Origin of the sequence: Kitasatospora sp. NPDC059088 (assembly GCF_042738155.1) — a bacterium.
Classification (GTDB): Bacteria; Actinomycetota; Actinomycetes; order Streptomycetales; family Streptomycetaceae; genus Kitasatospora.
Genome location: NZ_JBHYGR010000177.1, coordinates 1 through 16344, shown reverse-complemented (window position 1 = coordinate 16344; position 16344 = coordinate 1). Strand labels below are relative to the sequence as shown.

The 16344-nt window shown below is 73.0% G+C and carries 17 protein-coding genes; 10 read left to right on the top strand and 7 right to left on the bottom strand.

Annotated elements, in window-relative coordinates; genetic code table 11:
- Nucleotides 1–47: 47 nt before the first annotated feature.
- The 5 genes from solA to ACFWXO_RS41320 all read right to left on the bottom strand — a co-directional run bounded on the left by solA (nucleotide 48) and on the right by ACFWXO_RS41320 (nucleotide 4910).
- Nucleotides 48–1208, bottom strand: a complete 1161-nt coding sequence (gene solA / locus ACFWXO_RS41340; protein ID WP_380531383.1) for an N-methyl-L-tryptophan oxidase — start codon at nucleotides 1206–1208, stop codon at nucleotides 48–50.
- The gene (locus ACFWXO_RS41335; RefSeq protein ID WP_375894703.1) at nucleotides 1205–2149 is read right to left on the bottom strand and encodes an EamA family transporter; all 945 of its coding nucleotides are present in this window, start codon (nucleotides 2147–2149) and stop codon (nucleotides 1205–1207) included. The genes solA and ACFWXO_RS41335 overlap by 4 nt, the downstream gene beginning before the upstream one ends.
- The gene (locus ACFWXO_RS41330; protein ID WP_375894701.1) at nucleotides 2142–3008 is read right to left on the bottom strand and encodes a methyltransferase; all 867 of its coding nucleotides are present in this window, start codon (nucleotides 3006–3008) and stop codon (nucleotides 2142–2144) included. The genes ACFWXO_RS41335 and ACFWXO_RS41330 overlap by 8 nt, the downstream gene beginning before the upstream one ends.
- Before the next feature lie 94 nt (nucleotides 3009–3102).
- On the bottom strand, nucleotides 3103–3903 hold the full coding sequence (proC, locus tag ACFWXO_RS41325; protein ID WP_380531379.1) for a pyrroline-5-carboxylate reductase: 801 nt from the start codon (nucleotides 3901–3903) through the stop codon (nucleotides 3103–3105).
- A gap of 326 nt (nucleotides 3904–4229) precedes the next feature.
- On the bottom strand, nucleotides 4230–4910 hold the full coding sequence (locus ACFWXO_RS41320; RefSeq protein WP_375894695.1) for a PH domain-containing protein: 681 nt from the start codon (nucleotides 4908–4910) through the stop codon (nucleotides 4230–4232).
- A 236-nt stretch (nucleotides 4911–5146) separates the two neighbouring features.
- Between ACFWXO_RS41320 and deoC the strand changes: the two genes are divergently transcribed.
- The 5 genes from deoC (at nucleotide 5147) to ACFWXO_RS41295 (ending at nucleotide 9877) form a co-directional block, all read left to right on the top strand.
- Nucleotides 5147–6133: a deoxyribose-phosphate aldolase gene (deoC, locus tag ACFWXO_RS41315; protein ID WP_375894692.1), complete on the top strand. Its 987-nt coding sequence runs from the start codon at nucleotides 5147–5149 to the stop codon at nucleotides 6131–6133.
- Nucleotides 6134–6138: 5 nt separating this feature from the next.
- The gene (locus tag ACFWXO_RS41310) at nucleotides 6139–7620 is read left to right on the top strand and encodes an aldehyde dehydrogenase family protein (RefSeq protein ID WP_375894689.1); all 1482 of its coding nucleotides are present in this window, start codon (nucleotides 6139–6141) and stop codon (nucleotides 7618–7620) included.
- The gene (locus ACFWXO_RS41305) at nucleotides 7613–8518 is read left to right on the top strand and encodes an aldehyde dehydrogenase family protein (RefSeq protein WP_380531374.1); all 906 of its coding nucleotides are present in this window, start codon (nucleotides 7613–7615) and stop codon (nucleotides 8516–8518) included. The genes ACFWXO_RS41310 and ACFWXO_RS41305 overlap by 8 nt, the downstream gene beginning before the upstream one ends.
- A gap of 212 nt (nucleotides 8519–8730) precedes the next feature.
- Nucleotides 8731–9138: a hypothetical protein gene (locus tag ACFWXO_RS41300; protein WP_380531372.1), complete on the top strand. Its 408-nt coding sequence runs from the start codon at nucleotides 8731–8733 to the stop codon at nucleotides 9136–9138.
- A 100-nt stretch (nucleotides 9139–9238) separates the two neighbouring features.
- Nucleotides 9239–9877, top strand: coding sequence for an ATP-binding protein (locus ACFWXO_RS41295; protein WP_380531369.1), 639 nt, complete (start codon nucleotides 9239–9241; stop codon nucleotides 9875–9877).
- Between the two features lie 192 nt (nucleotides 9878–10069).
- Here ACFWXO_RS41295 and ACFWXO_RS41290 read toward each other — a convergent pair whose 3' ends face one another.
- The gene (locus tag ACFWXO_RS41290; protein WP_375894809.1) at nucleotides 10070–10732 is read right to left on the bottom strand and encodes a SigE family RNA polymerase sigma factor; all 663 of its coding nucleotides are present in this window, start codon (nucleotides 10730–10732) and stop codon (nucleotides 10070–10072) included.
- A 586-nt stretch (nucleotides 10733–11318) separates the two neighbouring features.
- Here ACFWXO_RS41290 and ACFWXO_RS41285 point away from each other — a divergent pair.
- The 4 genes from ACFWXO_RS41285 to ACFWXO_RS41270 all read left to right on the top strand — a co-directional run bounded on the left by ACFWXO_RS41285 (nucleotide 11319) and on the right by ACFWXO_RS41270 (nucleotide 14641).
- Nucleotides 11319–11996 (top strand): response regulator transcription factor, encoded by a 678-nt coding sequence (locus tag ACFWXO_RS41285; RefSeq protein WP_063349065.1) that lies wholly within the window; start codon nucleotides 11319–11321, stop codon nucleotides 11994–11996.
- A gap of 44 nt (nucleotides 11997–12040) precedes the next feature.
- On the top strand, nucleotides 12041–13585 hold the full coding sequence (locus ACFWXO_RS41280; RefSeq protein ID WP_375894681.1) for an ATP-binding protein: 1545 nt from the start codon (nucleotides 12041–12043) through the stop codon (nucleotides 13583–13585).
- On the top strand, nucleotides 13582–13896 hold the full coding sequence (locus ACFWXO_RS41275) for a hypothetical protein (RefSeq protein WP_375894678.1): 315 nt from the start codon (nucleotides 13582–13584) through the stop codon (nucleotides 13894–13896). The genes ACFWXO_RS41280 and ACFWXO_RS41275 overlap by 4 nt, the downstream gene beginning before the upstream one ends.
- 127 nt (nucleotides 13897–14023) lie before the next feature.
- On the top strand, nucleotides 14024–14641 hold the full coding sequence (locus tag ACFWXO_RS41270; RefSeq protein WP_380531366.1) for a VanZ family protein: 618 nt from the start codon (nucleotides 14024–14026) through the stop codon (nucleotides 14639–14641).
- A 160-nt stretch (nucleotides 14642–14801) separates the two neighbouring features.
- Here ACFWXO_RS41270 and ACFWXO_RS41265 read toward each other — a convergent pair whose 3' ends face one another.
- A complete protein-coding gene (locus ACFWXO_RS41265) occupies nucleotides 14802–15443 on the bottom strand; it encodes a PhzF family phenazine biosynthesis protein (protein ID WP_375894672.1) in 642 nt (213 codons plus the stop codon).
- A gap of 154 nt (nucleotides 15444–15597) precedes the next feature.
- Between ACFWXO_RS41265 and ACFWXO_RS41260 the strand changes: the two genes are divergently transcribed.
- Nucleotides 15598–16137, top strand: coding sequence for a hypothetical protein (locus ACFWXO_RS41260; RefSeq protein ID WP_380531363.1), 540 nt, complete (start codon nucleotides 15598–15600; stop codon nucleotides 16135–16137).
- Nucleotides 16138–16344 lie beyond the last annotated feature (207 nt).

Here is a 16344-nt window from a genome sequence, read left to right as displayed (position 1 = left end):
TGTGGGGGCCCGCGTCAGATGTCTAAAACACCCCGCGACGGGGGAGGTCAGCGGTCGCCGGCCGCTCCCGCGCCGAACCGGTCGCCCGCGAAGGGCGCCAGGTCGACCGGCGCGGGCTCGCCCAGCGCCAGGGCGGCCGCGCACTCGCCCACCGCCGGGGCGAACTTGAACCCGTGCCCCGAGCAGGCCGAGGTGTGGACGATCCGCGGGTCCGCCGGCGAGCGGTCGATGATGAAGCTGCCGTCCGGGGTCAGGGTGTAGTAGCAGTAGCGCGCCCGGGGTGCCTCCGGCTGGACGCCGGTGAAGATCCGGGCCACCATCCGGGCCATCTCCTCCCGCTCCTGCGCCGAGACCTCGCGGCGCGCCAGGTCGGTCGGGTCCCCGGGCGTCTGCTGGCGGTTGTGGAAGCCGATCTTGACCTCGCGGCCGCCCTCGCCCCACTCGGGCACGCCGTAGACGACCTGTCCGTCGGCGCTCTCGTACAGGAAGGCCGGGAAGCCCTCGGTGCCCAGCTTCGGGTCCGCCCGGAACCAGTAGACCGGGACCCGCATCGGGCTCAGGTGCCGCGCCGTGGACGGTGCGAGCGGTCCCTTCATCCAGGGGCCGGTCGCGACGACGACGGCGTCGCAGGAGAGCGTCCCGCCGGAGCGCAGCCGTACGGTCACGCCGCTGGCGGCCGACCGCAGGTCCACCACCTCCTCGCCGAAGCGGATCGAGGCGCCCCGGCGGACCGCCTCGTCGATCATCGCCAGCCGGGCCCGGTTGGCCAGGACGGTGTAGGCGCCGGGTTCGTACAGCGCCTTCATGTCGGCGCCGACGCCGAACCACGGGAAGCGCCCGTTGAGCTGCTCGGCGTTCCAGACCTCGTGCGCGATGCCGCCGGTCTCCGCGGTCTGCCGGCTGAGGTCCACCACGCCGCTGGACTCGGCCCCGACGAAGACCCCGCCGGTGCGCATCAGCAGGGTGTCCCCGTACGCGGCCTCCAGGTCCGTCCACCGCTCGTGGGCGCGCTCCAGCAGCGGGAGGTAGTCGGTCCCCTCCCAGTAGGCCCGCCGGAAGATGCGGGTCTCGCCGTGCGAGGACCCGAAGCGGTGCGTCGGGCCGTGGGCGTCGACGGCGAGCACCCGCGCGCCCCGTTCGGCCAGTGCCTGGGCCGCCGCCGCGCCGAACACCCCCAGGCCGATGACCAGTACGTCGCCCGTTCTCACAGCCGTACCCCCTTCTCGACCGGTGCCGCGACCGGCCCGGACTGCGGACGCGCCCGGCGGACGCGCAGCGCCGATTCGATGACGATGGAGACCAGTGACAGCCAGACCACGGCGAAGCAGATCAGCGTGTTGGCGGACGGCCGCTGGTGGTACCAGACCAGCGCGACGACGAGCTGGGTCGTCGGCAGCACGTACTGGATGAACCCCGTCGCAGTCAGGCTGACCTTCTTCGCGCCGAAGGCGATCAGCCACAGCGGTGTGACGGAGACCAGGCCGCACACCGCGAGCAGCACGAAGTCCGTGTGCCCGGCGGACGGCCCCGGGTCGAGCGAGTAGCCCGTGGTGAGGACGGCGATCCCGATGCCGAGCGCCAGCAGGGCCGTCTCCAGGGTCAGCCCGGTGACCGGGTCGGCGGTGGTGAGCTTCTTGAGGAAGGTGTACACCCCCCACGTCAGGCCGATCGTGACGTACACCCACCAGTCGAGCTCGGTGCTGCGCACGATGAGCAGCACGACGCCCAGCAGGCACAGGCCGAGCGCGACGCGGCGCAGCCGCCCGAGCGGTTCGCCCATCACCAGCGTCCCGAGGACGACGGTGACCGCCGGGGCGATGAGGTAGCCGAGGCCGGTCTCGATGACCCGCCCGTGGATCGAACCCCAGATGAACGTGAGCCAGTTGATGCAGACCAGCACCGCCGCGGTCAGGTGCACCAGCACCAGCCTCGGGGTGGCCGCCGTGCGGGCGGCGGCCCGGAACCGCCCCAGCAGCGCGAGCGCACCGCACAGCGTCACCAGCGACACCAGGATGCGGTAGCCGAGCAGCGTCTCCGGCGGCACGTGCGCCAGGGCCCGCCAGAACAGCGAGGACGAGCCGAGGATGACGTTGGCGACCGCGATCGCGGCCAGGCCCGCCGGAGCGCCCCGGCCGCGTACGCTACCCATCCGCCCGCCTCTCCCCCCGGCGGGCCAGGCGGCATTCGACGATCTCGTACGACCAGTAGAGGGTCCCGTCGCCGGCGATGCTGAAGGCCGCGCCGTGGTGCTCCTTCCAGTGGTGGAACTCCCTGGTCAGCACCTGTCTGGAGGCGTGCCACTCCCTGGTGTACAGGAACAGCGGGAAGCTGTGCCGCTCGATCAGCCGGAACTCCAGAGGGCCGGCGCTGCCCGCCGGCCCGCCGAGTCGGCGGAGCACGTCCTGGATGCCCGTCATGGAGTTGAGGCCGATGACGGCGCGCCCGGTGTCGGTCAGGTGGTGCGGGAGGTCGCGCAGGAAGCCGAGGAGGACCTCCTCCCCGGAGAACATGGCCGACAGTTCGAGGTCGGCGAGCCCCTGCTGCCGCAGTTCGCGCCGGCAGTCCGCGGACGGGGTGCGCCAGCCGGGCGGGTTGAAGACGACGAGGTCGAACCTGCGGTCCGCGGCCGGGCTCTGGAACAGGCTGCCCGCGTCGTACCGGACGATCCGGTCGCCGAAGTTGAGCTGCTCGTTCTCCGCGGCGGTCTTCAACGCGGGGATCGACACGTCCGTCGCCACGATGTCGCGGGCGCCCAGGCTGCGCATCAGCAGGGCCAGGGCCCCGCTGCCGGTGCCCATGTCGAGGACCGAACCGCCCAGGACGGACCGGTCGAGGGTGCGCACCAGGACGTCGCCGAGGCTCAGCCCGGCGGGGCTGACCTTGAAGACGCCTTGGCGGTCCTGGAGTCGGAGGCTGTGCCCGAGGCCGAAGTACACCTCGTAGTGCTCCTCGGAATGCACCGCCGCGGTTCTGTCGCCGGGATTGTGCTGCCGGATCACGCCCAGCATGATTCCCCCTCCAATGGAATTCTCGGTCGAGTTCTCGGCCGGTTCCCCGGCCGCACCGCATTCACCGGGGCGGCGGCCGCCGTGGCACGCGCATTCACCGGCCGATTCCGCCCAGTTCACGCGAACGGTCGGCGGAGCGGGTCAAACCCCCCACGAGCACGCCTTGCAGCCCCAGCTCCTGGAAATGGAAGATTCCCTGTTCGGTCGTTCCCCCCGGGGTCATGACCTGTCGGCAGAGCTCCTCGGGAGAGTGCTCGGTCGCATCCAGGAGTTCCGCGGTGCCGCGCAGTACCTGGGTGGTCATCGACCGGGCCTGGGCCCGGTCGAACCCGGCGGTGACGGCGAAGTCGATGAACGCCCCGGCGATGTGGGCGACGAAGGCCGGTCCACCGCCGCATAGCGCGGTGGCGTCGTCGATGAGGGCCTCGTCGCGCACGGTGAGGGCCCGGCCGATCGAGGACAGCAGCCGTTCGGCGGTCCGCACGTCGGCCACCGGCACGGTGGCGCCGGGGCACAGCACGGTCATGCCCTGCGCGACCTCGGACGGCGTGTTGGGAATCGCCCGGACGACCCGGTCGGTGCGCAGCAGTGCCGTCATGGCCGCGATGCTCACCCCGGCCATCACGGAGATGACCAGGGCCCCCTCGAACGCCCCCGCCTCCTGGTCGGCCGCGAACCCCTCGAAGGCCTGCGGCTGGATGGCGAGGACCACGGCGTCGCCGGGCTGCGGGCGGTACCGGACGACGGGTTCCAGGCCGAATTCCGCGTGCACCAGGCGCGCCCGGGGTTCGGCCGTCTCCACGATTTCGAGCGGAAGGTCCGGATTTCTCTTCAGGAGTCCGGAAATGATGGCGGTGCCCATGTGCCCGGCACCGATGACGACGACCCGGTCCACGCCGGTTGTCAGACTTTCCCCACTGGTCACATTTCCCCCACTGTCAACGGGCGTCACTCTGGACGCACCAAGCGACGGTCATCACGAATGTGCCTTTTCGGAAGCTTTACAACACCCGCGCCAGCCTATTTATGTGATCATGGACCGACAAGGGACCAAAGGCGGATGGACCGGACAGTTTTTACGACCGTATAAAAACCCATTCGACGGTCGGGCCGCACCACCGCGCCGCCCCTCGCCGCACTTCCGCCTCGCCCCTCGCCGCACCTCCCCCGACGCGAAGGAGCCCGCCGTCTCCGGCGGGCTCCTTCGTGGTGCGGTCGTCGTCAGACCGCGATCACCGTGATCAGCGCGACCAGGCCGAGCAGCGCCGGGACGATCACCCACCAGCACCAGCGGACGACCACCGGGCCGGCGGCGTCGGGCCGGCGGCCGTTGCGCTCGGCCATCCCCTGGAGGACGTCGGTCACCTGGTCGGACCAGGCCCGGGTCGGGTCCGAGGACCCCTGGACGACCGGGTTGGTCCGGGCGGCGAGGCCCAGCCCCAGGCCCGTCCGGGAGGCGTGCTCGGCGTTGCCGCGGCTCAGCGCCCGGTTGGCCCGCTTGCGCTGGCGCAGCGACACCGGGACGGCCCACACCTGGTACTTCTTCTCGCCGGACAGCAGCTCGACCGAGTACCCGGCCCGCAGCGCGTCGACCGAGGCCCAGGGGACGGTGATGGTGCGCCAGGGGTTGCGGACCACCAGGCGCCGACTGTCGGCGAACACCGCCGGGCGCAGCGTGTAGGCGATCACCGGGAGGGCGAACACCGGCAGCGCCGCGAGCGCGACGTACGGGGTCCTGCCGGTGCCGGTCACCGCCGCGTCGCCGATCAGCCAGGCGGCGACGGCGAGCAGGAACACTCCGGAGATCACGCCGGGGACGGAGCGGTACACGCGGTCCGCGTACTCGGGGTCCCCGTCGGGGGCGGCCGGGCCCTGGTGGGGCTTGCCGTCGGATTCGGTCATGGCGTCGATTCTGCCCCATGCACCCCTCACCAGCGGGTCTCGGTCCGGCCACGAATGGCGCTCCGACCCCGGCCGGGGCGCACCCCGGTCGGCACCCCGATCGGCACCCCGGGCCCGGCCGGGCCGCGGCCGGGCGGCCCCGTTCGGCCGAGGTCTCGGTCCGGCCACGAAAGGCCACCGGAAAGGTGGGCGCTCTAGCGGTCGGCTACGCGCGTAGATATGCTGGTCTGGTGACTATGTCCACTGTTGCAGCCAATGCCCCCGGCGTTGCGGGCAGCGGCCTCGCGGACGTTGCGGCGTCCGAGGCCTCGCTCCGCCGCTTCCTGCACGGCCTGCCCGGCGTCGACCAGGTCGGCCTCGAAGCCCGCGCCGCGTCCCTCGGGACCCGCTCGATCAAGACCACGGCGAAGGCCCGCGCCATCGACCTGGCGATCTCCATGATCGACCTGACCACGCTCGAGGGCGCGGACACGGTCGGCAAGGTGCGCGCCCTGTGCGCCAAGGGCAGGACCCCCGACCCGACCGACCCGACCACCCCGCGCGTCGCCGCCATCTGTGTCTACCCGGACATGGTCGCCACCGCGAAGGACGCCCTGCGGGGCACCGACATCCAGGTCGCCTCCGTGGCCACCGCCTTCCCGGCCGGCCGCGCCGCCCTCCCGGTCAAGCTCGCCGACACCGCCGACGCGGTGGCCGCGGGCGCCGACGAGATCGACATGGTGATCGACCGGGGCGCCTTCCTCTCCGGCCGCTACTTCGACGTCTTCAACGAGATCGTCGCCGTCAAGGAGGCGTGCAAGCGCGCCGACGGCAGCTACGCCCACCTCAAGGTGATCTTCGAGACCGGCGAGCTGCAGACCTACGACAACGTCCGCCGGGTCTCCTGGCTGGCGATGCTGGCCGGCGCCGACTTCATCAAGACCTCCACCGGCAAGGTCGCCGTCAACGCGACCCCGCCGGTCACCCTGCTGATGCTGGAGGCGGTCCGCGACTTCCGCGCCGCCACCGGCGTCCAGGTCGGCGTGAAGCCGGCCGGTGGCATCAAGACCACCAAGGACGCCATGAAGTACCTGGTGATGGTCAACGAGACCCTCGGCGACGACTGGCTGAGCCCGCACTGGTTCCGCTTCGGCGCCTCCAGCCTGCTCAACGACCTGCTGATGCAGCGCCAGAAGCTCGCCACCGGCCGCTACTCCGGCCCCGACTACGTGACGGTGGACTGATCACCATGGCCAAGAAGAAGAACATCGAGGAGCCCGCGGCCCAGCCGGCCGGAGGCCTCTTCACCTACGCCCCGGCCCCGGAGTCCCCCGCCGCCGCCGGCGACATCGCGACCTCGTACGGCCACTTCATCGGCGGCGAGTTCGTCGACTCCTCCGGCAGCGAGGCCCTCAAGACGGTCAACCCGGCCACCGAGCAGGTGCTCGCCGAGTTCGCCCAGGGCACCGACGAGGACGTGGACCGCGCCGTCGCCGCCGCCCGCAAGGCCTTCGCCGACTGGTCGGCGCTGCCGGGCAGCGAGCGCGCCAAGTACCTGTTCCGGATCGCCCGGATCATCCAGGAGCGCGCCCGCGAGCTGGCCGTGCTGGAGTCGATGGACAACGGCAAGCCGATCCGCGAGACCCGCGACTTCGACATCCCGACCGTCGCCGCCTGGTTCTTCTACTACGCGGGCTGGGCGGACAAGCTCGACTACGCCGGCTACGGCGCCAACCCGCGCCCGCTGGGCGTGGCCGGCCAGGTCATCCCGTGGAACTTCCCGCTGATGATGCTGGCGTGGAAGATCGCGCCAGCCCTGGCGACCGGCAACACCGTCGTCCTCAAGCCGGCCGAGACCACCCCGCTGACCGCGCTGCGCTTCGCCGAGATCTGCCGCCAGGCCGGTCTGCCGAAGGGCGTCGTCAACATCGTCACCGGTGACGGCCGCACCGGCGCCGCGCTCACCGCGCACCCGGACGTCAACAAGGTCGCCTTCACCGGCTCCACCCCGGTCGGCCGGGCGATCGCCAAGCAGCTGGCCGGCAGCCGCAAGAAGCTGTCGCTGGAGCTGGGCGGCAAGGCCGCCAACATCGTCTTCGACGACGCGCCGATCGACCAGGCGGTCGAGGGCATCGTCAACGGCATCTTCTTCAACCAGGGCCACGTCTGCTGCGCCGGCTCCCGCCTGCTGGTCCAGGAGTCGATCCAGGACGAGCTGCTGGACGCCCTCAAGCGCCGGATGGGCACCCTGCGGGTCGGCGACCCGCTGGACAAGAACACCGACATCGGCGCGATCAACTCGGCCGCCCAGCTGGCCCGGATCACCGAGCTGACCGCGGCCGGCGAGGCCGAGGGCGCCGAGCGCTGGTCGCCGGAGTGCGAGCTCCCGGGCACCGGCTTCTGGTTCAGGCCGACCCTGTTCACCGGCGTCAGCCAGGCCCACCGGATCGCCCAGGAGGAGATCTTCGGCCCGGTCCTGTCGGTGCTGACCTTCCGCACCCCCGACGAGGCGGTCCAGAAGGCCAACAACACCCCGTACGGCCTCTCCGCCGGCATCTGGACGGAGAAGGGCTCGCGCATCCTCTGGACGGCCAACCGGCTCAAGGCGGGTGTGGTCTGGGCCAACACCTTCAACAAGTTCGACCCGACCTCGCCGTTCGGCGGTTTCAAGGAGTCGGGTTACGGCCGCGAGGGTGGCCGCCACGGTCTGGAGGCCTACCTCGATGTCTGACACGACCTTCGCGCGTCTTGACGTCCTCAAGACCTACAAGCTGTACGTCGGCGGGAAGTTCCCGCGCTCCGAGAGCGGGCGGGTGTACGAGGTGACCGACGCAAAGGGCGAGTGGCTCGCCAACGCCCCGCTGGGTACCCGCAAGGACACCCGCGACGCCGTCCTGGCCGCCCGCGCGGCGGTCAAGGGCTGGGCCGGCACCACCGCGTACAACCGCGGCCAGGTGCTGTACCGGGTGGCCGAGATGCTGCAGGGCCGGCGCGAGCAGTTCGCCGCCGAGGTGGCCGTCTCCGAGGGCATCGGCCCGAAGAAGGCCGCCGCGCTGGTGGACGCCGCGATCGACCGCTGGGTCTGGTACGCGGGCTGGACGGACAAGGTCGCCCAGATCGCGGGCGGCGCCAACCCGGTCGCCGGGCCGTACTTCAACCTCTCCACCCCGGAGCCGACCGGCGTGGTCGGGATCGTCGCCCCGCAGGCCGGGTACGGGCACTCGCTGCTCGGCCTGGTCTCGGTGATCGCCCCGGCGATCGCCACCGGCAACACGGTCGTGGTCGCGGCCGCCGCGGACGCCCCGCTGCCCGCGCTGTCGCTGGGCGAGGTGCTGGCCACCTCGGACCTCCCGGGCGGCGTGGTCAACATCATCTCGGGCCGGACCGCGGACATCGCCCCCACCCTGGCCTCGCACCAGGACGTCAACGCGCTGGACCTCACCGGCGCCGTCGCCGCCGACGGCCCCGGCGCGGCGACCGCGCTGGAGGCCGCCGCCGCCGATACCCTGAAGCGGGTGGTCCGTCCGGAGCTGGACCCGTTCGCCCAGGACTGGACGGATGCGCCCGGTACCGACCGGCTACTCTCCTTCCTGGAGACGAAGACGGTCTGGCACCCGATGGGGATCTGACCCTCCGTCGGTTCCGCATCACAACTCCACAGACTGGCCGTCCCCAGCGCCCTCTCCCCCCAGGGCCCGGACGGTCATTGGACGGACCCGCACCTCTCCCCCCCCTGGTGCGGGTCCGTCGACTTTCGTCACCGCCCGCGCGACTTTCGGCGCTCGCCGTGCGTGTGCGTCCGGACCAGAATCCCCGGTACCGACACCACCGAGGAGGCGCCGTGGGAGAGTTGATCGCCGAGCTGATGCCGCTGCTGACGGACGGGTTCGTCCGCCGCTGGCACGTCGCGCGGGTCCGCCGCCGCCTGGCCGCCGGGAAGCCCGCCCGACTGCCCTGCTCCGCCCGGTCCGACCGGCCGGGCTGGCAACACCGCTACACCAACGGCAGGTTGGACGTCACCCCGGGTGCCGCCGCGGTCACCTTCCGCGCCCGCGGGGCCCGCCCGCTCGAACTGCCCACCGGGGGCACCTTCCACGAGCCCGAGCCCGACACCTGGCACTCCCAGGACTGGGCCGCCACCGGCTACCAGCCGCCCGGCGGCGGGCGCCAGGTGTACCTCCAGCTCGACAGCCGCTACCTGCCGGCGCTCCACCTCGCCCTCGCCGGCCCCGACTTCCGGACGGCGTGACGGAGGGCGCGGGCGGAGGGCGCGACCGGAAGGCGCTGGCCGGAAGGTGTGATGCAGAACGGTTTCGGCAACCGGCCGGGATGCGTCAGACTGGTGTCCCGTGAGTGACTCCCCCATGAATCCCGTCCCGACGGCCCACGCCCGGGTGATCCTGCTCTCCGGGCCCTCCGGATCGGGGAAGTCCTCGCTGGCCGAACGCAGCGGCCTCCCGGTGCTCCAGCTGGACGACTTCTACAAGGACGGGGACGACCCCACCCTCCCCCGGCTGCCCGACGGCGCCGTGGACTGGGACTCCCCGCTCGCCTGGCACCGCGACCAGGCCGTCGCCGCCATCCGCGCGCTGTACGAGCGCGGGCGCACCGAGGTGCCGGTGTACTCGATCCCGGACAACGGCCGGATCTCCACCCGCGCCCTGGACCTGGACGGCGCCACCGCGTTCATCGCCGAGGGCATCTTCGCCGCCGAGATCGTCACCGAGTGCACCGCCGAGGGCCTGCTCGGCGACGCCCTGTGCCTGCGCAACGGCGCGCTCACCACGGCCTGGCGCCGACTGCGCCGGGACGTCCGGGAGGGCCGCAAGTCGCTGCCGGTGCTGCTGCGCCGGGGCTTGCGACTGATGCGGGCCGAGCGGGCCATCGTCGGACGGCAGGTCGAGCTGGGCTCGTACCCGTGCGCCGGGCCGGAGGCGGAGCGGCGGGTCCGCGCCGCCTCGGGGCGGCGGGAGCTGTCGGCGGTCTGAGCCGCGGGGCGGGACCGCCCGAGGACGTACGACGACGGGCCCGGTGCGTCTCCCCCGCACCGGGCCCGTCGCCCACCGAACGGCTTGGGCTCCCCACGAGCGCCGCTCCCCCGAGCCGGCACCCCCGAACCGCAACCGTCCGCTACCCGTCCCCCGACGGGAGTCCTGTCCCCTGCTCCCCGCTCGCCGCCGTCAGGCGACCAGCTCGCCGAACGCCCGGACGGTGTCGCCCGACTTGTTCAGGTGCTCGTCGTCGCGCAGCCGGCGCAGCGCGCGCCAGATGCTGCTCTTGACCGTGCCGACGCTGATCCCCAGCACGTCGGCGATCTCCGGGTCGGTCTTGCCCTCGTAGTACCGCAGCACCAGCATGGTCCGCTGGTTCTCCGGCAGCTTCGCCAGCGCCTGCCAGAGCACGGTGCGCAGCTCGGTGCCGCCCATCGCGTCGGTGTCGCCGGCCGTCTCCGGCAGCTCCTCGGTCGGGTACTCGTTGACCTTGCGGCGCCGCCAGGCGGAGATGTGCAGGTTGGTCATGGTGCGGCGGAGGTAGCCCCCGACCGCGGCCTTGTCGGTGATCCGGCCCCAGGCCCGGTAGGTGCTGAAGAGCGCGCTCTGCAGCAGGTCCTCGGCCTCGTAGCGGTCACCGGTGAGGTGGTACGCCGTGGCGTACAGGGAGGCGCGGCGCTCGCGCACGTACGCGGTGAACTCCGTGATGTGGTCCTCCGCGACGGCCGGGTGCTCCCCCTGCGCGTCTCCCTGTCCCGCCTCGGTGGTGCGGGCCGGCGCGGGGTTCAGCCGCAGCAGCGTCGCACCGGCGGCCCCGCGACCGGCCGGCTCCCCCGAGCCGACCGTCCGCAGACCGTTCTTCCTCTGGTCGCCCCCCCGGGCGTCCGTGCCCTCGACGCGGACGGGGAGGATCCCCCGCAGCGTGAGGGTGTTGCCGGAGTCGGCCGTACTCCCCAGTCGGCCGATCCCGTACAGCTCCCCCGTCCTGCCGCCGCCGCTCACCCGGCGGGCGACAGGGTTTCCACCGGTGCTGTGCGCGCACCCCCGTACGGTCACGGCACCGGAGTTCTCGTCGGTCCTGATCTCGTACCGGGTCCGGTGGGTGGTCGCTGAGGAACGCGCGGTGCGGACAGCCGGGTTGGTCCGGGTCTGAAGCATGGCGTTCATCGTGCGCCCCCTTGGTTCGGTACGAGCGGTTCCTGTTGCCGCCCTCCAGCCGGCCCTTGCGGCCCGCTGTCCTGCGGCGACATGGAAAATCCTGCCCGCCGGTTGTGATGGCGCTGTCCGCCGACTGTCACAGGGGTGTCACAGGGCCGGGCCCTTCGACCCGTTCCTCCTCCCGCCGTTCCGGACGCCGGCGGCCGTCCTTCCGGTTCCCGTACGGGCGGTGACCGGTCCGGGGGGTGATTCGGCGCTCCCGGTGGGCCAAAATGGGGCCGTGCCTTTCCTCCTACTGATCGAGGACGACGACGCCATCCGGACCGGCCTCGAACTCGCTCTCACCCGCCAGGGCCACCGTGTGGCCACCGCCGCCTCCGGCGAGGACGGTCTGAGGCTCTTCAAGGAGCAGCGGCCCGACCTGATCGTGCTGGACGTGATGCTGCCCGGAATCGACGGCTTCGAGGTCTGCCGTCGGATCCGCCGCACCGACCAGCTGCCGATCATCCTGCTCACCGCCCGCTCGGACGACATCGACGTGGTCGTGGGTCTGGAGTCCGGCGCGGACGACTACGTGGTGAAACCGGTCCAGCCGCGCGTGCTGGACGCCAGGATCCGCGCCGTGCTGCGGCGCGGTGAGCGGGAGAGCTCCGACTCCTCCGCGTACGGCACCGTCGTGATCGACCGGGCCGCGATGACCGTCACCAAGGACGGGCAGGACCTCCAGCTCACCCCGACCGAGCTGCGGCTGCTCCTGGAGCTCAGCCGCCGCCCCGGCCAGGCGCTCTCCCGCCAGCAGCTGCTGCGGCTGGTCTGGGAACACGACTACCTCGGCGACTCCCGCCTGGTGGACGCCTGCGTCCAGCGGCTGCGGGCCAAGGTCGAGGACGTGCCGTCCGCGCCGACCCTGATCCGCACCGTGCGCGGAGTGGGCTACCGACTGGACCCGCCTGCCTGAGCCCCTCGCCCCCTTCCTGAACTCCCGTACGACGACAGGCTCTTGTGACTGACCATCAGCAGACTGCCCGACGGTTCTCGTCCGGCCCGTGGCGACGGCTGCGCTCCTTGCGGGTGCGGCTGATCGCGGTGTTCGCGGCCGTCGCGCTGCTCGCCGCCGTCTCGGCCTCCGGCATCGCGTACTGGCTGAACCGCGACGCGGTGCTCAAGCGCGCCCAGGACACCGCGCTGAACGACTTCCGGGTCTCGCTCAGCCGCAACGTCTCCGACCTGCCGCTGAACGCCAGTTGCCCGGACCTCGCCACGCTGGCCTCCAACGTGGCGAGCTCCGGCCTGTCCTACGACGTGGTCGTGGTCGACCCGGCGCACCCCGAGTGCCCGGCGGTCTCCTCCGCCCCGACGCGCTTCACCCTGGCCGACGTCCCGGCGGCGCTGCAGTCCACCGTCGCCAAGCCGCGCGAGGTCACCGAGAGCAACCCGTACCCGTACCACCTGTACTGGCAGCGGCAGAACCTGGACGGCCGCCCGTTCGTGATCGGCGGCACCAAGGTGCTGCCGAACGGCCCGACGGCGTACATGTTCAAGTCGCTGGAGAACGAACGGGCCGACCTCAACACCCTGGGCTGGTCACTGGCCATCGCGACCCTGCTCGCGCTGATCGGTTCGGCCCTGCTCGCCCAGGCCGCCTCCTCGACCGTGCTGCGGCCGGTCAAGCGGCTCGGGGAGGCCGCCAAGCGGCTCGGCGAGGGCCACCTGGACACCCGGCTGGAGGTCGAGGGCTCCGACGAACTCGCCGACCTGGCCCGGACCTTCAACCGGGCCGCGGAGTCGCTGCACGAGCAGGTCGAGGAGCTGAGCGCGCGCGAGGCGCAGAGCCGGCGGTTCGTCGCCGACATGTCGCACGAGCTGCGCACCCCGCTGACCGCGATGACCGCGGTGACCGACATCCTGGAGGACGAGGCCGAGTCGCTGGACCCGATGATCGAGCCCGCCGTCCGACTCGTGGTGAGCGAGACCAGGCGGCTGTCCGACCTGGTCGAGAACCTGATGGAGGTCACCCGCTTCGACGCCGGCACCGCCAGGCTGGTCGCCGACGAGGTCGACGTCGCCGACCTGATCATGTCCTGCATCGACGGCCGGGCCTGGTACGACGCGGTCGAACTGGACGCCCCGCGCGGCATCCTGGCCGTGGTCGACCCGCGCCGGCTCGACGTGGTCTTCGCCAACCTGATCGGCAACGCGCTCAAGCACGGCGGCTCGCCGGTGCGGGTCAAGGTCCGGCAGTCCGCGGACTCGGTCGTGGTCGAGGTCTCCGACAGCGGCCCCGGCATCCCCGAGGACGTGCTGCCGCACGTCTTCGACCGCTTCTACAAGGCCGACCGCGGCCGGGCCCGCTCGGAGGGCAGCGGCCTGGGGCTGTCCATCGCGATGGCCAACGCCCAGATCCACGGGGGGACCATCACGGCGGCGAACGGGGAGGTCGGCGCGGTGTTCACCCTGACGCTGCCGCTGACCCAACCGCCGTCGCCGTCCGCGGGCGGGACCGAGCTCGGCCCCGCCGGCGACGCCGAGCTCAAGGACGCCACGTGACCGCCCCCACCCGCACCGCCCTGCGCCGCACCGCCGGCGTCCTGCTCCTGCTCGCGCTGGCCTCCGGCTGCGGCATCCGGCCGACCGCCGTACCGGTCGACGCCGGCGCGCCCGCCAGCCGGACGGCCTGCCCGAGCGCCCCGCACATACCGACCGCGCTGGCCACCCCGACCCCGCCCGCCCCGGCCGTCACCCCGTCCCGCGGCGCGGCCAAGGCGAGCCCGAGCCCCTCGCCCACCCCGGTGGTGCCGGGCTCGCCGCCGCCCGACAACGTGTTCGGCGCGGTGCCCACGGCGGCGCCCTGCCGGTAGGGCCCGTCCTCGGGCGAGGCGCCCCCGTCGACTCCGTCGACCCCGTGTGACGGGAAACGGGGGCGCGCCCCGGAATGTTCACGCCCGGCGTGGAACCGCCGCGCCACCGGCCCACGTCCTTCCCCCCGTGCAGCGAGATGGCACCAGGACACGCGACGAGCGTTCCGGCGCACGGACCGAGAACAGGCCGGCGGCGGGCGTCCACCGACCCCTCCGGCACGCCGGACTGGCGGGCCTGGCCCTCCACCTGACGCTGGTGCTCTGGCTGGTGCTCAGACCCCTGCCGGTGGCCTGGGTGTACGACGCCAACCTGACGCCGCTGGCCTCGCTCCGCTCCTCCACCCCGTGGCAGGTGGTCGGCGAGTTCCTGCTGCTCGCCCCGCTCGGCGTCCTGCTGCCGCTGGCCGGCGGCCGGGTCCGGGCCCCCTGGCTGCCGTCCTTCCTGCGCACCACCGGTGTGTCCGCCCTGCTGGCGACCGGCCTGGAGTTCCTCTCCTCCTGGACGCCCGGGCACGTGCTCAACGTGGACCACATACTGTTCGCCGTGCTCGGCGTGATGATCGCCCACCTCGCCCTCGTCCCCGGCCTGCGCCGCCTGCTGCGGGAGCACCGGACCGCGGCCCGGGCCCGGCGGGCCGCCGTCCTGGCCGCCCCGCCGGCGGCCGCCGCCGTCACCCCGAAGGTGACCATGGCACCCGCGGCCCGTCCGCGCGCCTACGCGGGCCCCACCCCGCCGGCCGGCTAGGCCCTGTCCGGTCGATCTTGTCGGATCAGCCCGCGGCGGTGGGCGCCCGGCTGGGCGTGCGCCCGGATCGTCCTCGTACTGGGTGTACTCGGGCGATTCGGGCGGGCGGCCAGGCGGGATGCCCGGCGTCGCGGGCCCGGCAAGATCGGCCGGACAGGGCCTAGGCACGCACCACCCGGCCGCCGACCTCGACCAGCCCGCCCGGCCGCGGACCGGCCAGCAGCTGCGAACCCCGGCCCTGGGTGACGGTCAGCGCCCGCCCGAGCCGGCCGGCCAGCAGCAGGGCCGCCGCGCCGGTGGCCTCGTCCTCGTCGATCCCGTCACCCCGGCCCGGGAAGGCCCGCGCCCGGACCGTACCGGCCGCCTCGTCCTGCCAGGCCCAGGCGTACACCCACTCCCCCGGCGGCGGCACCTCCAGCGCCTCCACCTCGGCGGCCGAGCCGTACTGCCGCAAGGTCCGCCCCGGGGCCCACTCCGGCCGGGCCTCGATCCGGGTCAGCCCGCCCTCGCGCCGCACCGGCACCTCCCCGGCGGCGGTCACCAGCCGGTCCACCCCGAGCAGCCAGGCGGCGCCCACGCACGGGTGGCCGGCGAAGGGCAGCCGCACGCTCGGGGTGTAGATGTCGATCTCCCCGCGCTCCGCGTCGTCGACGAACACCGTCTCGCTGAAACCGAGTTCACCGGCGAAGGCCTGCCGCGCCGCCCGCCCCGGAACGGCGGCGCCGTCCCGCACCACACCGAGCGCGTTGCCGTACTGCCCGTCCGGCCCGCAAAAGACCCGCAGCACCTCATAAACAGTCATTTCCCACCTCGTCAATTACCGCTCCGGCGCAGCCGCGACCCGGCGCAACGACACCGTGATGAAAAGGCGACGACGGATGTCGGCCCCCTCCAGTACTGTGCGCTGTCGTCCCCGGACGGTTCCCGTCGTCATTCTCCTCCCACAGGAAATTCCCTTGAACAATCTCGACTTCACCAACGAACCCGGTTTCTCCTGGTACGTCGTTCTGCTGGCGCTCGGCGGCGCCATCATGCTGGTCCTCGGCGTCCTGCCGCTGCGCGGGCTCAAGGTCGGCATGCGGATCCTCAACATCGTGATTGGCCTCGGGTTCGCGGGCTACGCCTACTACCTGGCGTTCGTCTTCGAGGGCGGCACCTACCGGATCTTCTTCCAGGCGCTGATCCTGCCGATCGCGATGATCGTCGCCACGGTGAAGGCCGTCGTCGAGCGCAGCAACGCCAAGAACGCGCCGCCCCAGCCGGTCACGCCGTACACCCCGCACGCGCCGTACAACCCGAACGCCCCGCACGACCCCAACGCCGCCGCCCAGCAGGCCGCGTTCAACCCGAACGCCCCGTACGCCCAGCCGGCCGGGCAGCCGGGCCAGCCGGTGCCGCCGCAGGGCGCCGTGCCGCCTCAGCCGGGCGCGCCGGCGCAGCCGGTGGCGGACAACCCGTACGCCCAGCCGCAGCCGCCGCAGCAGCCGGCCGGCTGAGCCCCGGAACGCCGCAAGGCCCGTCCGTCCCCGCCCGGCTCCGGGGCGCGGCCACCCCCCCCCGCCTCCCCCGGCGGGGGTGTCGGGCGGGGGGGCCGCCCCGCGCCCCCCGGCGCCCCGCGCCCCGCCCTCGCGCCCCCCCCCGCCTGGGGGGCCGCCCGCCGCCCCGCCCCCCCCCCCCCCGGCCTGTCCGGCACCGACCTGTCC

Bases quoted from the DNA above. Each gene is read 5' to 3' on its own strand.
- ACFWXO_RS41305 (WP_380531374.1), top strand. From the start codon at position 7,613: ATGTCTGACACGACCTTCGCGCGTCTTGACGTCCTCAAGACCTACAAG.
- ACFWXO_RS41335 (WP_375894703.1), bottom strand. From the start codon at position 2,149: ATGGGTAGCGTACGCGGCCGGGGCGCTCCGGCGGGCCTGGCCGCGATC.
- ACFWXO_RS41310 (WP_375894689.1), top strand. From the start codon at position 6,139: ATGGCCAAGAAGAAGAACATCGAGGAGCCCGCGGCCCAGCCGGCCGGA.
- ACFWXO_RS41265 (WP_375894672.1), bottom strand. From the start codon at position 15,443: ATGACTGTTTATGAGGTGCTGCGGGTCTTTTGCGGGCCGGACGGGCAG.
- ACFWXO_RS41320 (WP_375894695.1), bottom strand. From the start codon at position 4,910: ATGACCGAATCCGACGGCAAGCCCCACCAGGGCCCGGCCGCCCCCGAC.
- deoC (WP_375894692.1), top strand. From the start codon at position 5,147: ATGTCCACTGTTGCAGCCAATGCCCCCGGCGTTGCGGGCAGCGGCCTC.
- ACFWXO_RS41330 (WP_375894701.1), bottom strand. From the start codon at position 3,008: ATGCTGGGCGTGATCCGGCAGCACAATCCCGGCGACAGAACCGCGGCG.